Annotated in this window: 12 protein-coding genes; 6 read left to right on the forward strand and 6 right to left on the reverse strand. The window is 63.6% G+C overall.

Going from position 1 to position 14,591, the window contains the following annotated elements:
* Positions 1–138: 138 nt before the first annotated feature.
* The 4 genes from X751_RS143905 to tesB form a co-directional block, all read right to left on the reverse strand.
* On the reverse strand, positions 139–2,808 hold the full coding sequence (locus X751_RS143905; RefSeq protein WP_023670497.1) for a DNA translocase FtsK: 2,670 nt from the start codon (positions 2,806–2,808) through the stop codon (positions 139–141).
* 346 nt (positions 2,809–3,154) lie between these two features.
* Positions 3,155–4,585, reverse strand: a complete 1,431-nt coding sequence (locus tag X751_RS143900; protein WP_023670498.1) for an ammonium transporter — start codon at positions 4,583–4,585, stop codon at positions 3,155–3,157.
* Between the two features lie 31 nt (positions 4,586–4,616).
* Positions 4,617–4,955: a P-II family nitrogen regulator gene (locus tag X751_RS143895; protein WP_023670499.1), complete on the reverse strand. Its 339-nt coding sequence runs from the start codon at positions 4,953–4,955 to the stop codon at positions 4,617–4,619.
* 218 nt (positions 4,956–5,173) lie between these two features.
* Entirely contained in the window at positions 5,174–6,049 is an 876-nt protein-coding gene (gene tesB / locus X751_RS143890) for an acyl-CoA thioesterase II (RefSeq protein ID WP_023687727.1), read from the reverse strand.
* A gap of 112 nt (positions 6,050–6,161) precedes the next feature.
* On the opposite strand from tesB, the gene X751_RS143885 reads away from it, so the two are divergent.
* Complete coding sequence (locus tag X751_RS143885; protein ID WP_023726060.1) at positions 6,162–7,418, forward strand: ubiquinone biosynthesis hydroxylase; 1,257 nt, start codon at positions 6,162–6,164, stop codon at positions 7,416–7,418.
* 22 nt (positions 7,419–7,440) lie between these two features.
* Here X751_RS143885 and plsY read toward each other — a convergent pair whose 3' ends face one another.
* A complete protein-coding gene (plsY, locus tag X751_RS143880) occupies positions 7,441–8,079 on the reverse strand; it encodes a glycerol-3-phosphate 1-O-acyltransferase PlsY (protein WP_023670502.1) in 639 nt (212 codons plus the stop codon).
* Between the two features lie 16 nt (positions 8,080–8,095).
* Positions 8,096–8,626 carry a hypothetical protein gene (locus X751_RS143875; RefSeq protein ID WP_023698376.1) on the reverse strand — a complete coding sequence of 177 codons (531 nt, stop codon included), beginning with the start codon at positions 8,624–8,626 and terminating at the stop codon, positions 8,096–8,098.
* A 402-nt stretch (positions 8,627–9,028) separates the two neighbouring features.
* Between X751_RS143875 and X751_RS143870 the strand changes: the two genes are divergently transcribed.
* From X751_RS143870 to X751_RS143850, 5 genes are all read left to right on the forward strand, one after another.
* Positions 9,029–10,000, forward strand: a complete 972-nt coding sequence (locus X751_RS143870; protein ID WP_050587426.1) for a substrate-binding domain-containing protein — start codon at positions 9,029–9,031, stop codon at positions 9,998–10,000.
* Positions 10,001–10,070: 70 nt separating this feature from the next.
* Complete coding sequence (locus X751_RS143865; RefSeq protein WP_023745398.1) at positions 10,071–11,597, forward strand: sugar ABC transporter ATP-binding protein; 1,527 nt, start codon at positions 10,071–10,073, stop codon at positions 11,595–11,597.
* A gap of 17 nt (positions 11,598–11,614) precedes the next feature.
* Positions 11,615–12,601, forward strand: a complete 987-nt coding sequence (locus X751_RS143860) for an ABC transporter permease (RefSeq protein ID WP_031204466.1) — start codon at positions 11,615–11,617, stop codon at positions 12,599–12,601.
* A gap of 1 nt (position 12,602) precedes the next feature.
* The gene (locus tag X751_RS143855; RefSeq protein WP_023736785.1) at positions 12,603–13,583 is read left to right on the forward strand and encodes a sugar-binding transcriptional regulator; all 981 of its coding nucleotides are present in this window, start codon (positions 12,603–12,605) and stop codon (positions 13,581–13,583) included.
* Complete coding sequence (locus X751_RS143850) at positions 13,573–14,568, forward strand: aldo/keto reductase (protein WP_023745400.1); 996 nt, start codon at positions 13,573–13,575, stop codon at positions 14,566–14,568. The genes X751_RS143855 and X751_RS143850 overlap by 11 nt, the downstream gene beginning before the upstream one ends.
* The last annotated feature ends 23 nt before the right edge of the window (positions 14,569–14,591 follow it).

Consider the following 14,591-nt stretch of genomic DNA (forward strand, 5'->3'; position numbering starts at 1 on the left):
GCCGGTCACTCTCGTGTGGTGTGTGTCTCGTTGCAGTCCGTGGACCCCCAGTTAGACTTAAGTTTGGCGGGCCGGACAGCGCTCAGTCGCTGTAACGCGCCAAAAGGTTCAAGGTTGCCGCCGGGCCGTATCGGCTGATCAGAACTTGTCGTCCTCGGTCGGCACCAGGATTTCGCGTTTGCCGGCATGGTTGGCCGGGCCGACAATGCCTTCCTTCTCCATCTTCTCGATGATCGAGGCGGCGCGGTTGTAGCCGATGCCGAGCCGGCGCTGGATATAGCTGGTCGACGCCTTGCCGTCGCGCAGCACGACCGAGACCGCCTGGTCGTAGGGATCGTCGGAATCCTCGAAATTGCTGTTGCCGCCACCGCCAGCGCCGCCCTTGCCCGACGGCTCGTCATCGTCCTCGCCGTCATCCTCGGTGATGGCGTCGAGATATTCGGGCACGCCCTGCAGCTTCAGATGGGCGACGATCTTCTCGACCTCGTCGTCGGCGACGAACGGGCCGTGCACGCGCTGGATGCGGCCGCCTCCGGCCATGTACAGCATGTCGCCCATGCCGAGCAGCTGCTCGGCGCCCTGCTCGCCCAGAATGGTGCGGCTGTCGATCTTCGACGTCACCTGGAAGGAGATACGGGTCGGGAAATTGGCCTTGATGGTGCCGGTGATGACGTCGACCGACGGACGCTGCGTCGCCATGATGACATGGATGCCGGCCGCGCGCGCCATTTGTGCCAGGCGCTGCACCGCGCCTTCGATGTCCTTGCCGGCGACCATCATCAAATCGGCCATCTCGTCGATGATGACCACTATGTAGGGCATTGGCTCGAGATCGAGGTTCTCGGTCTCGTAGATCGCCTCGCCGGTCTGGCGGTCGAAGCCGGTCTGCACGGTGCGCGAGATTTTTTCGCCCTTCTTTTCAGCCAACTGCACGCGCGCGTTGAAGCCGTCGATGTTGCGCACGCCGACCTTGGACATCTTGCGGTAGCGGTCCTCCATCTCGCGCACGGTCCATTTCAACGCCACCACCGCCTTCTTCGGGTCGGTGACCACCGGCGTCAGAAGGTGCGGGATGCCGTCATAGACCGAAAGTTCCAGCATCTTCGGGTCGATCATGATCAGCCGGCAGTCCTGCGGCGTCAGCTTGTAGAGCAGCGACAGGATCATGGTGTTGATGGCGACGGACTTGCCGGAGCCGGTGGTGCCGGCGACCAGCACATGCGGCATCTTGGCGATGTCGACGATCACCGCCTCGCCATTGATGGTCTTGCCCAGCGCCAGCGCCAGCTTGGACTTGGTCGTCTCGAAATCGCGGCTGGCCAGGATCTCCCGGAGATAGACGGTCTCGCGCTTGGCATTCGGCAATTCGATGCCGATGGCGTTGCGGCCGGGCACCACGGCGACGCGGCAGGCAATGGCGCTCATCGAGCGGGCGATGTCGTCGGACAGGCCGATGACGCGCGACGATTTGATGCCGGGCGCCGGTTCCAGTTCATAGAGCGTGACCACCGGGCCGGGCCGTACCGCGATAATCTCGCCCTTGACGCCGAAATCCTCCAGAACGCCTTCGAGCAGGCGCGCATTCTGCTCCAGCGCGTCCTTGGACAGGCTGGCGTCGCGCACCACGTTCTTCGGCTCCGACAGGAAATGCAGCGACGGCATTTCGAATGTTTCCGAGCCGATCAGCGAGGTCTGCGCCTCGCGCTGGACGCGCGCGCCGGGAGCGGGACGCGGCGCAGGTGCGGCGACGCGGGTCGCCGCATCTGACCGGAAGTTTTGCACCTTGGCGTTCGGCGCGGCACGGCGCTGGACCGGCTCGTCGTCGAGTTCGACCTCCTCGTCGCCATTGTCGAAACCGGCATCGAGGACGTCGTCATCGTCCGGATCGACGGAAACGCTGCGGTCATTGACCATGGCGGCGAAGAATTCCGGCTCGACGCGGGCGCGGCCATCCGGGCTCATCCGCGCTTCGGCGAATTCCGCCGATTCGACCCGTTCGGCGGCGCGGCGCCATGCGGTGGAGCGCTGCTCCATCTCCGGCTCGAACTCGTCGCGCTCCTGCTGGCGGCGCACAGCCCGGCGATGCATCCAGGCGCGGAAAGACAGCCACCAGTGGGTAACGGCGCCGAGCGCCAGTATCCCCTCGTCGCCCTCGTCCTCGTCTTCGTCGAAGAGCAGATCGTCCTCTCGGGGATCGGGCTCCGCGGTGCGCTCCATGACGGCAAAGCCGTTCTTGCGCGCAATCAGCGCCGAGCCATAGGCAAACAGCCACAGCGCCGGCGCAATGAGCACCATGGCAATGATGCTGGCAACGATGCCGGTCGGGTAGCCGCCAATGACCACGCCCGGAATATTGAGCACCATGTCGCCGAACACACCGCCGAGGCCGGTCGGCAACGGCCACGTCTTGGGCGGCACCACGCAGCCGGCCATCGCCGCCGCGAGCAGCGCGAAGCCGAACCACGCAAGGCCGCGCTTCGGCAGCCTGTCGACGCCGCGCGCCGAAAACAGGAGAAAGCCCCAGATCACCGCCGGCACCAGGGCGGCGACCGCGGCAAGGCCGAAGAACTGCATGGCGAGGTCGGAGAATACCGCGCCCGCATAACCCATGGCGTTGGTGACGATGTTGGCGGTGGCGTGCGAGAAGCTGGGATCGGCGACGTTCCAGGTCGCCAGCGCCGCGACGCCAAAGGCGACCAGCGCAAACAGGCCGGCGCCGACCAGCCGCCCGACCTGGCGCCGCGCGAATGCCTGGATGCCGTGCCCCGTATCGGTCAGCGCGAGCGGTGCTGAAGCCCCTGAACGCATGCTTCGTTCCCCGTCTGTCATGGACTGGCCGGGCGCATGACGCACTCCGGCAGATTCGGATGTCAGACTATCGGGGGGAAGGTTAAGGCCGCATTAACTATACGCACCCAGAGCCACGGATCTTGCTCACTCCACTGTAGGCAGTCTCAACAGTTCAGAACCAATCCGGTCGACGTCTCCCCGCCGGCGGCCATCACTAGAACGTGATTGCGCAGGGACCGAGGCCTGCCAGCACGGTTGCCAAAAAGAGAGGCCCGGAATGACCCGGGCCTCAAAGCGTGAACTCCTTTCGGGAGCGTCACGACGGGATGGGAGAATGCGGGGCGGCCGAGCCGCCCCGCAAGGCTTACGAGTGGTAGGCCGCTTCGCCATGCGAAGTCAGGTCGAGGCCTTCGCGCTCGGCGTCGGCTGTCGGACGCAGACCGATGATCAAGTCGACGACCTTGTAGAGGATTGCGCTGCCGATGCCCGACCACAGCAGGGTTACCAGGACGCCTTTGCCCTGCGCCAGGAGCTGCGTGGCCGTGCCGGCATAGCCGGCGGCGAAGTCGGCCGTCGAATAGTCGACGATGCCGGCGCCGCCGAGGGCGGGATTGACCAGAATGCCAGTGCCTAGCGCACCGATGATGCCACCGACGCAGTGGACGCCGAAGACATCGAGGCTGTCATCATAGTCGAACGTGTTCTTCACCACCGAGACGAAGAAGTAGCAGACGAAGGTGGCAACGATGCCAAGCACGATAGCGCCCATCGGGCCGGCAAAACCTGCAGCCGGCGTAATCGCGACGAGGCCGGTGACCGCGCCCGAAACAGCGCCGAGCATGGAGGCTTTGCCGCGCAGCAGCGATTCAAGCACGATCCAGGCCACTGCCGCCGCCGCCGTGGCGACGAAGGTGTTGATCATCGCCAGCACCGCATAGGCGTTCGCTTCGAGGTTCGAACCGGCGTTGAAGCCGAACCAGCCGACCCACAGCAATGAAGCGCCGACCATGGTCAGCGTCATCGAGTGCGGCGCCATGATGTCCTTCTTGTAGCCGATGCGCTTGCCGATCATCAGCGCGCCGACGAGACCGGCAATGCCCGCATTGATGTGAACGACCGTGCCGCCGGCGAAGTCGATGGCGCCGAAGCTGAAGATCAGGCCGGACGGGTCGGCATAGGCGCTCGGGCCGCCCCAGAACCAGACCATGTGCGCGATCGGGAAGTAGATTAACGTCACCCATAGGATAACGAAAAGGATCAAGGCGGAGAATTTGACGCGTTCGGCGAATGCGCCGACGATCAGGGCGGGCGTGATGCAGGCGAAGGTCATCTGGAAGACGACGAACACCAGTTCAGGAATGGCGACGCCCTTGCTGAAGGTTTCCGAAAGCGTTGATACGTTGACGCCGGAGAGAAACATCTTCGAAAGGCCGCCGACGAAGGCGTTGCCCGGGGTGAAGGCGAGGCTGTAGCCGTAGAAGACCCAGATGATCATGACCACGCTGGTGATGGTGAAGACCTGCATCAGCACCGACAGCATGTTCTTGGTACGAACCAGGCCGCCGTAGAAAAGCGCAAGGCCGGGAATGGTCATCAACAGCACCAGCACGGTGGAAATCATCATCCACGTGGTGTCGCCCTTGTCGACGGTAAAAGCCGGCGCTGCTGGCGCTGCCGCCGCGACGGCGGGAGCCGCCTCCTGCGCGAAGGCAGCAACCGTGCCCAATGCTCCGAGCGCTAAGGAGCCCAGCAGCGCGGAGCGCGCCACTGACTTCAAGGTGGAAGGTATATTCATTGAACTCTCCATTGGAATACGTGTTCGCCGCTCAAAGTGCGTCGGTGTCTGTTTCGCCGGTACGGATGCGCACCGCCTGATCGATGCCGAAGACGAAGATCTTGCCGTCGCCGATCTGGCCGGTCTTGGCCGCCGCCGTGATGGCTTCGACGGCCTTGTCGACCAGGTCTGTGCTAACCGCGACTTCGATCTTGATTTTCGGCAGGAAACTGACCGCGTATTCCGCCCCGCGATAGATTTCCGTGTGTCCCTTCTGACGCCCGTAGCCTTTGACTTCGGTGACGGTCAGGCCCTGGATGCCGACGGCGGTGAGCGCTTCGCGCACCTCGTCGAGCTTGAACGGCTTGATGATTGCCATCACGATTTTCATAAGGTTTCACCCTTTGCTGTTGCGGTCCCCCGCGTTTGCACACCTTCACCGATCCCAAAAAGCCCGGAGAGTGCCCAACAGGATTCAAGCTCCGTGCCAGTTGCGGAAGCAGGGTGTTAACTCATTGTAAATAAACGGATCGCTCGAGTCCCGGCGCCACGGTGCGCACTGTCAACGGACAGTCACTGATTAAAAAGTAGGCAATTTTTCGAAAATGCCTATTCCGCAGGCGGCCGCTTCAGCCGGATCAGGCCTTCCTGGGCAACCGAGGCGATCAGGGTGCCGTCGCGGGCAAACAGCGAGCCGCGGGTGAAGCCGCGCGACCCCTGCGTCGACGGGCTGTCCTGCGTGTACAGGATCCAGTCATCGAGCGGATGGCTGCGATGGAACCACATCGCATGGTCGAGGCTCGCCGCCTGGATGTCGCGGTCGAAAATGGCGCGGCCGTGCGCAAAGGTCGAGGTGTCGAGCAGCGTCATGTCGGAGAGGTAAGCAAGCACCGCCGCCTGGATGCCGCGGTCGGCCGGCACCGGGCCGGTGGTGCGGATCCAGATGTTCTGCTGCGGCTCCAGCTTTTCGCGGCTGGTGTAATGCTTCAGCATCACCGGCTTCATCTCGATCGGCCGGTCACGCTCCCAGTAGCGCTTGATGCCGTCCGGCACCGCCTCGCCGAACTTGCCCAGCAATTCGCGCTGCGACAACAGGCTGTCGGGCGGCGGCACGTCGCGCGGCATCGGCAGCTGATGCTCAAGGCCAACCTCGTCCTGCTGGAACGAGGCTTCCAGCGAAAAGATCGCCTGGCCGTGCTGGATCGCCACCACGCGCCGCGTGGTGAAGGAGCCGCCATCGCGGATGCGGTCGACCTCGTAGACGATCGGCACCTTGGTGTCGCCGGGCCGCATGAAATAGCCGTGCAGCGAATGCACGTGGCGCTCGGGCTCGACGGTGCGCTGCGCGGCGACCAGCGCCTGGGCGATGGTCTGGCCGCCGAAAACGCGCTGCCAGTCGAGCTTGGGGCTGCGACCACGGTACAGATTGTGTTCCAGCTGCTCGAGGTCGAGAATGCTGAGAAGCTCGTCCATGGCCGCCGTCATGCTTCGTGACCTCGCCGTAAGATGCTATGGCGGTTTCCGACAGGAATGGCGGGCAGTCAAGGCCGGAATGCCCCAGTGGGCGGGGATGGTCGAGACTTCGAAAGGAATTGACATGGCGAACCGCAACCCGGACGCAAAAACCCCGCTCGACGTGCTGGTCGCTGGCGCCGGCTATGTCGGCCTCGCCGCCGCCGTGTCGCTGAAACAGGCGCGGCCGGGCCTCGCCGTGGCGGTCGTTGATGCTGCCCCCGCCGGCGTCTGGCAGAAGGACCGCCGCGCCTCGGCGATCGCCGCCGCCGCCTGCCGCATGCTCGACCAGCTCGGCGTCTGGCAGGAAATCGTCGGGCAATCGCAGGCGATCACCGAGATGATCGTCACCGATTCGCGCACCGCCGATCCGGTGCGTCCGGTGTTTCTCACCTTCGATGGCGAGGTCGCGCCGGGCGAACCGTTCGCCCACATGGTCGCCAACAAGGACCTGAACAGCGCCTTGCGCCGCCGCGCGCAAAAGCTCGGCATCGACATCATCGAAGGTGTCGCGGTCGCATCGTTCGACGGCAATGGCGCCGGCATCACCGTGCATCTGGCCGACGGCGCGGCGATTGAGGCGCGGCTGCTGGTCGCCGCCGACGGCGTCAATTCCAAATTGCGCGACATGGCCGGCATCAAGACGGTGAAATGGGAATATGGCCAGTCCGGCATCGTCTGCACGGTGGCGCATGAGCGCCCGCACAATGGCCGCGCCGAAGAGCATTTTCTGCCGGCCGGCCCGTTTGCAACGCTGCCGCTCAAGCCGACCGAGGACGGCACCAACCGTTCGTCGCTGGTCTGGGTCGAACGTTCCGAGGATGCCGAAAAGCTGGTCTCGGGCGACGACCTCGTCTTCGAGCAGGAGCTTGAATTGCGCTTCGGCCTGAAGCTCGGCGAAATCCGCGTCACCGACAAGCCGCGCGCCTGGCCGCTCGGCCTGACCATCGCGCGCGCCTTTGTCGCCCCGCGCATCGCGCTTGCCGGCGACGCCGCGCACGGCATCCACCCGATCGCCGGCCAGGGCCTCAATCTCGGCTTCAAGGATGTGGCGGCCCTTGCTGAAGTGGTGGTCGAGGCCGATCGCTTGGGACAGGATATCGGCGCGCTCGACGTGCTCGAGCGCTACCAGCAATGGCGCCGCTTCGACACGGTGCAGATGGGCGTCACCACAGATGTGCTGAACCGGCTGTTTTCCAACGACATCGGCCCGCTGCGCCAGCTCCGCGACATAGGCCTCGGCCTTGTCGAACGGATGCCCAGGCTGAAGGAGTTCTTCATCCGCCAGGCGTCGGGGTTGTCCAACGGCACACCACGGCTGCTCAAGGGTGAGGCGATTTAGGCCGGGAATGAGTGCCGCTTTGTCATAGACGCGGCTCGGCTCCTGACATCAGCCGCGCAATGTTGGCGCGGTGGCGCACGATCACGTAGATGCCGCCGGCGATGACCAGCAACCGGTAGGGCAATGGTTGTTCCATGCCGCCGACGAGGGCGATCGCGGTGAGCGCCGCCAGCATCGAACTCAGGGACACAATTCGGGAAACTGCCAACACCACGGCAAATGCCGTCGCCGCGCCTAGACCCACAGGCCAGGACATCGCCAACAAAACACCCAACCCCGTCGCAGCCGATTTGCCGCCGGTGAAATTCAGCCAGATCGAACGGCTATGCCCAAGCAAAACAGCGAGTCCGGCCAGGCATACAACCCAAGGAGCCCAAACGGGCATATCAGATATTGCCGACGGCGGCGTTGCGGAAGACCAGAAACAAAACCAACGGGCAAAGATGACCGCTGCCGCCCCTTTCAGCACGTCCACCAGAAGCACCACCAATGCTGGCCATTTCCCGAGTGTGCGCAATACATTTGTCGCACCGGTGGACTTGGAGCCGTGCTCCCGGATATCGATGCCCTTAAGCAGTTTCCCCGCCAGGTAGCCGGCAGGCGTAGAGCCGATAAGGTAAGCGGCAGCCGATCCTACCACGCTCGCTATCCAGAATGACATGCGCCCGGGCTGTTTCTCAGTTGACCTCAAACCCCAGCTTCTGCCGCAGTCGCAGCATGCGTTGGTCGGCGACCTTGAAACTCTGCTCGCCGCTCTTGGCAACACGATCCAGCATCTGCAGCAGGTCTTCGCGCTCATGCGGATCGAGGCGCTCGCGCAGGAAGGGCGCCAGCTTGTCGATGACGATCGTCGTGTCGTCGATCTGCGCCGCGGCCCATTTGGCGTAGACGACGGCTTCATCGGTCTTCTTCTGGTTGTCCGCAATCTGCGAGATCACCTCGCGGATAACCGTTTCGCGCTTCGGCAGGATCGGACCATGCTCCGCCGCGATTGCCATGATCAGCGTTGCTGCCGCCACCACCGGATCGTCGATCGCCGTCAGCGGCGACAGCGCCGCCTGCTTGCGCAGCTTCTTGCGCCTTATGTTGCCCTGGACGCGGCCGACGACGTCGGCGACCTCGCGCGCGGCTTCGTTCATAGCCTTCATGCGATACCACCAGAACGCCCCGGCTCCCAGCACGCCGAGAATAGCAATCAGGAAAGGCATGTCGAATTCCCCCGAAAATTGCGGCGACGATAGGAGAACTCCGGCGTTGCTTCAACACGCAAGAATTGTATCTGATGAGAAAACAGAGCTGGCCCCCTAATCATCCAGACGCCGAGATCGGACGTCCTGTGTTCAGGTCGCTCGTCACGGGCGCTAATGATGCAACCGCTTGGCGATAACGCCGACTTCGCATCCACCCCACTCCACCTGCAAGATATTTCACATACTGATATTTCGTTCGCCATCATTGACATGCCACAAATCCCGCCGTATTCAACCCCGCCAGAGATTTCATCTTATGAAATTTCTTGCAAAGCTGATGCGACGAGGCTTTCATCGTCGGGGAACCCGGAGGAGAGAATGAACAGGATTGGGCTGGTGGGCGCGCTGAGCGCCGCCGTGATGACGTTGACCCTGGCGATGCCAGCGTCGGCAGAGAGCAAGTTTCAGTGCAAGCCGGATGAGACCTACGTAATGAACGTCATGGTCTCCGCGCATCCCTATTGGGTGCCGGTCTATCAGGGCTTCAAGCAGGCGGCTGCGGCGATGGGCTGCAAGACAGTGTTTTCGGGCACGCCGGACTATGACATCGCCAAGCAGATCGCTTCCTTCGAACAGGATCTGATCAAGAAGCCGGCCGGCGTGCTGCTTCACCCGATGCAGGCCGATCCGTTCATCGAGCCGATCAACCGCGCCATCGAGAACGGCACCACCGTCGTCACCTTCGCCGCCGACTCGCCAAAATCCAAGCGCGTCTCCTACATCACCTCGGACAATCTGGCGGAAGCCAAGTTTGCCGCCGAGGAGATCGTCAAGCAGGTCGGCGACGATGCCGAATATGGCGTGCTTGAGAACCCCGGCCAGAGCAACCACGATCTGCGCGTCACCGCCTTCATCGACTATCTCGCCAAGAACTATCCGAAGATGAAGCTGGTCGGACGCCAGGCCTCCAATCAGGACGCCAATGTCGCCAACAAGGCGGTGGCCTCGATGCTGCAAGCCAACCCGAACCTCAAGGCGCTTTGGATTCCGGAAGCCGGTTCGGCCGAAGGCGCGGTCGCGGCCGTTCTCGAAGCCAAGGCCAAGGTGCTGATCATGCACGCCGACATCACCCCGGCGACGCTGGAGCAGATCAAGGCCGGCAACATCCACATGGCGCTGAGCCCGAACCAGGGCATGCAGGGTTATCTCGGCTTCGTCGCCACCTTCATGGCGGCGCATCCGGAGCTGATCGACCCGTTCAACGACTACAAGACGTCGGGCCACAACCCGATGAGCATCCCCTTCGCCGATAACGGCTTTGCCGTCATCACCAAGGAGAATGCCGACTCGTTCGACCTGAACAAGTACATGCAGGGCCGCGATCCCAGCTAATCGCGTCCATCAGGCAATCGCGCCATCCGGCGCGGTTGCCTTATCCCTCCCTGAGCAGGTGAGCACACAAGTGGAAATCCCGGCCCTCCTCAAAATATCCGGCCTCAGCAAATCGTTCGGCCCTGTCCGTGCGTTGCGCGATGTCGGGTTCGAGCTGCGCGCCGGCGAAATTCACGCCATTGCCGGCGAGAACGGCGCCGGCAAGTCGACGTTGATGAAGGTGATCGACGGCATACTGCCGCCCGACAGCGGCGACATCCAGATCGACGGCCGCTCCGTTTCGGTCCCCTCGCCGCTGGCGGCGCAAAAGCTCGGCATCGGCTTCGTGCATCAGGAGATCGCGCTCTGCCCCGATGTCTCGGTGGCGGAAAACATCTTCATGTCGATCACCAACGCCAGCAAGGCTTTGCTGATGAATTACCGTGACCTCGAGAAACGCGCGACAGCCATCCTGGCGCGACTTGGCAACCTCGATCCGACCGCGATGGCGCGGAGCCTGTCGATCTCCCAGCAGCAGCTGGTCGAAATCGCCAAGGCGCTGACGCTCGATTGCCGCATCCTCATCTTCGACGAGCCGACGGCAGCGCTGACCGAGCGCGAGGCCAAGAAACTGTTCGAGATCATCCACCAGCTTGCCGGCGAAGGCATCGGCGTCATCTACATCTCGCACCGCATGGCCGAAATCTTCGAATACTGCGATCGCGTCACGGTGCTGCGCGACGGCCGGTACATCACCACGCTCGACATATCGGCGACGACGCCCGAACAGGTGGTGGCGTCCATGGTCGGCCGCGTCATCGACAGCCTCTATCCCGAGAAGCTGCGCGACGACGAGCGGTCTGAGGAGATCCTGCTCGAGGTTAACAAGCTCTCGGAAGCAACCACCTTCCGCGACATCAGCTTCCAGTTGCGCAAGGGCGAAATCCTCGGCATTGGCGGCCTGATCGGCGCCGGTCGCAGCGAGATCGTTCGGGGTATCTGCCGGCTGGAGGGTCAGGTGACCGGCAATGTCAGCCTGCATGGCAAGCCGCTGTCGCTGACCCATTATGGCGACAGCATCGCCGCCGGCATCGTCTACCTCTCCGAGGACCGCAAGGGTGACGGGCTGTTCCTCGACATGTCGATCGCCGCCAACATCTCGGCGCTGGCGGTGGATCGGATCTCGACGCGCTTCGGCCTCATCAACGACCGCCGCGAGAAGCAGCGGGCGGAAACCATCGGCAGGCAGCTGTCGCTGAAATGCGGCCATGTCGGCCAGCCGGTTTCGACGCTCTCGGGTGGCAACCAGCAGAAGGTGGCGATCGCCAAGATGCTGTCGGTCGACCCGAAAGTGATCTTCCTCGACGAGCCGACGCGCGGCGTCGATGTCGGCGCCAAGGCCGAAATCCACCGGATCCTGCGCAAGCTGGCGCGCGACGGCGTCGGCATCGTGGTCATCTCGTCGGAACTGCCGGAACTGATCGGTGTCTGCGACCGGGTGCTGATCATACGCGAGGGACGCATCACCGGCGAGGTCACCGGCGCGGAAATGACCGAAGAAAACATCATGGTCCTGGCATCGCTTGCCGATGACGGCCGGCAACGGAGCGCCGCATGAGCATCGTGGGGGAAAGCATGGACAGCGTGACGCCGCCGGCCCGCATCGGGTTCGGTGAAAGGCTCGGCGGCCTGATCAGGATGCGCGAGACCGGCCTGATCCTCATCATCGCCGTGCTGTTTATCATTATGTCGTTCGCATCGCCCTATTTCCTGACCTGGGACAATATGCGGGCGATGGCGATGGCCTTCGCGGTCGAAGGCATTGTCGTGGTCGGCATGACGATCCTGCTGATCTCCGGCGGCATCGACCTCTCGGTCGGCTCGGTCACCGCACTCGCCATGGTCATTGCCGGCCTGCTCTTCCTCGGCGGCGTCGACCCCTGGCTGGCATCATTGATTGCAATAGCGGCCTGTGCAGGCATCGGCGCCTTCATGGGCTTCTTCGTCACCCGAGTGGGACTGCACCACTTCATCGTCTCGCTGGCGGTAATGGTGATCGCGCGCGGGCTCTGCTTGCTTGGCACCGGCGGCCGGCCGCTCGGGCTCTACACACTGCCGCCCGAGTTCAAATTCATCGGCCAGGGCGCCATTGGCGGCATTCCGGTCGTCATCATCATCTTCATCGTCTTCGTCATCCTGTCCGACTTCATGCTGCGCCGCACGACGATGTTCCGCAAAGTCTTCTACACCGGCAGCAATGAGAAGGCGGCCGCCTATTCCGGCATCCGTACCAAGAAGGTCGTGTTCCTGACGACGACGCTCTGCTCGACCCTGTGCGGCTTTGCCGGCGTGATCTACATGGCCCGTTTCGGCTCGGCCCAGCCGACCTTCGGCTCCGGCATGGAACTAAACGTCATCGCCGCCGCGGTGATCGGCGGCGCCAGCCTGACCGGCGGCTCCGGCACCATTCTCGGCGCCATCCTCGGCACCATCCTGCTCTCCGTCGTTTCAAGCTCGCTCGCTCTGCTCGACGTGTCCGTCTATTGGCAGGACATCATCCGCGGGTCCATTCTGCTGACGGCGGTCACCGCCGATTACTACTTCAACAAGCCGCGGGGCTGAGATGGCGGACGGCAGGGAAGATTTCGAGGCGATCCGGCAGATCCACACCGTTCTGGTGCTGCACTTCGTCGACGGCATGAAGCAGAACGACATTGCGGCGGCGCTCAACCTTTCGGCGTCGAAAGTCAATCGGCTGATCGCGCAAGGGCGCAAGCTCGGCATGCTGAGGATCGCGGTCGAGAGCCCGTTCCAGCGCCTCGTCGACATCGAAAAGCAGCTGATCGAGGTCGCGCAACTGGCAGCCGCGATCGTGACGCCGACCGTGGCCGGCAGTCCCGACAGCACGCTGCAGCAGGTGGGGCGCGCGGCGGCCAACCAGTTGCTCGAGACTTTGCGCGACGGCGACGTCATCGCCATTACCGGCGGCAAGGCGATCAGCGCGCTGGTCGAAAACCTGCAGCCCGAGCGCGCCTTCGACGTCACCGTCGTGCCGCTGACCGGCGGCGTCCAGGGCAAGCACTATACCGACGTCAACCATCTGGCGACGCGGCTGGCCGAACGCCTCGGCGGCACCAGCATGCTCTTGCATGCGCCGCTCTTTGCCGAAAGCCGCGAGCAGCGCGATCTCCTGCTGGACATGGCCTCGGTGCGCGAAATCTTCGATCTGGCGCGCAAGGCGGCGATCGCGCTGGTCGGCGTCGGCTCGATCCAGACGCCGGGGTCGAGCTATTACGACCTCCACCCGGGCCTCGATCCCGACCGCGAAAAACTCGCCGCCAGCGGCGCAGTCGGCGAGTTCCTTGCGCATCTGATCCGCGACGACGGCACGCTGGCCGACTATCCGCCCAACGACCGCCTGGTGGCGCTGGCGCCTTCGGAGCTCGGTCGTTGCCGGTCGGTGATGGGCGTCGCTAGCGGCGCCGAAAAGGTCTGGCCGATCCGCGCAGCGCTTCGCGGCAACTATCTCAAATCACTGGTCGTCGACGAAGAGACGGCCAATGCAGTCCTGAGCAATGCGGGGAGCATACGCAATGTCGCCTGAAATGTTGACGCGCACCATTGGCGCGTCGGGAATATCCGCCTCCGCAATCGGCCTTGGCACCTGGGCCATTGGCGGCTGGATGTGGGGCGGCACCGACGAGGCGCAGTCGATCGACACCATCCGCGCCTCGATCGACGAAGGCGTTTCGCTGATCGACACCGCGCCGGCCTACGGCAAGGGGCTGTCCGAGGAAATCGTCGGCAAGGCGATAAAGGGTCGCCGTGACAAGGTCGTCCTTGCCACCAAGCTTGGGCTGGTCTGGCATACCAAGAAGGGCAACCACTTCTTCGACTATGACGGCGCGCCGGTGCATCGCTATCTCGGTGCCGACTCTGTCGTCTACGAAGTCGAGCAGAGCCTGCGCCGCCTCGGCACCGACCATATCGACCACTACATCACCCACTGGCAGGATCCGACCACGCCGGTCACTGAAACGATGGAAGCGCTCGACCGCCTCAAGACCCAGGGCAAGATCCGCTCCATCGGCGCCAGCAATGTCAGCGTCGCCGATGTGAAGGCCTATCTCGCGGCCGGCCAACTCGATGCGGTCCAGCAGGAATACAGCATGGTTGCGCGTGACATGGAACAGGATCTCTTGCCCTTCTGCGCCGGGAACAACGTGTCGGTGCTCAGCTATTCCTCCCTGGCGCTCGGTCTGCTCTCGAGCAAGATCGGTCCCGACCGCGTCTTTACCGGCGACGACCAGCGCAAGGACAATCCGCGCTTCTCGCTCGCCAACCGCCGCAAGGTGGCAGCGCTGATGGAAGCGATCAGGCCGAGTGCCGAGGCGCACGGCGCCAGCGAGGCGCAGGTGGTCATCGCCTGGACGCTGCAGCAGCCCGGCATCACCTTCTCACTCTGCGGCGCGCGCAGCCCGCAGCAAGCCAGGGAAAACGCGCAGGCCGGCCGCATCAAATTGTCGGGACAGGAGATCAACCAGATCAGTGAGGCCGCCAGCCGCCATCTGACCAATCTCGACGCCTGACCGCCACCAGTAACCCGAACCAA

This window comes from Mesorhizobium sp. LNJC394B00 (assembly GCF_000502555.1).
In the GTDB taxonomy this organism is placed as follows: Bacteria; Pseudomonadota; Alphaproteobacteria; order Rhizobiales; family Rhizobiaceae; genus Mesorhizobium.

Bases quoted from the DNA above. Each gene is read 5' to 3' on its own strand.
- X751_RS143905 (WP_023670497.1), bottom strand. From the start codon at position 2,808: ATGCGTTCAGGGGCTTCAGCACCGCTCGCGCTGACCGATACGGGGCAC.
- X751_RS143900 (WP_023670498.1), bottom strand. From the start codon at position 4,585: ATGAATATACCTTCCACCTTGAAGTCAGTGGCGCGCTCCGCGCTGCTG.
- X751_RS143895 (WP_023670499.1), bottom strand. From the start codon at position 4,955: ATGAAAATCGTGATGGCAATCATCAAGCCGTTCAAGCTCGACGAGGTG.
- tesB (WP_023687727.1), bottom strand. From the start codon at position 6,049: ATGACGGCGGCCATGGACGAGCTTCTCAGCATTCTCGACCTCGAGCAG.
- X751_RS143885 (WP_023726060.1), top strand. From the start codon at position 6,162: ATGGCGAACCGCAACCCGGACGCAAAAACCCCGCTCGACGTGCTGGTC.
- plsY (WP_023670502.1), bottom strand. From the start codon at position 8,079: ATGTCATTCTGGATAGCGAGCGTGGTAGGATCGGCTGCCGCTTACCTT.
- X751_RS143875 (WP_023698376.1), bottom strand. From the start codon at position 8,626: ATGCCTTTCCTGATTGCTATTCTCGGCGTGCTGGGAGCCGGGGCGTTC.
- X751_RS143870 (WP_050587426.1), top strand. From the start codon at position 9,029: ATGACGTTGACCCTGGCGATGCCAGCGTCGGCAGAGAGCAAGTTTCAG.
- X751_RS143860 (WP_031204466.1), top strand. From the start codon at position 11,615: ATGGACAGCGTGACGCCGCCGGCCCGCATCGGGTTCGGTGAAAGGCTC.
- X751_RS143855 (WP_023736785.1), top strand. From the start codon at position 12,603: ATGGCGGACGGCAGGGAAGATTTCGAGGCGATCCGGCAGATCCACACC.
- X751_RS143850 (WP_023745400.1), top strand. From the start codon at position 13,573: ATGTCGCCTGAAATGTTGACGCGCACCATTGGCGCGTCGGGAATATCC.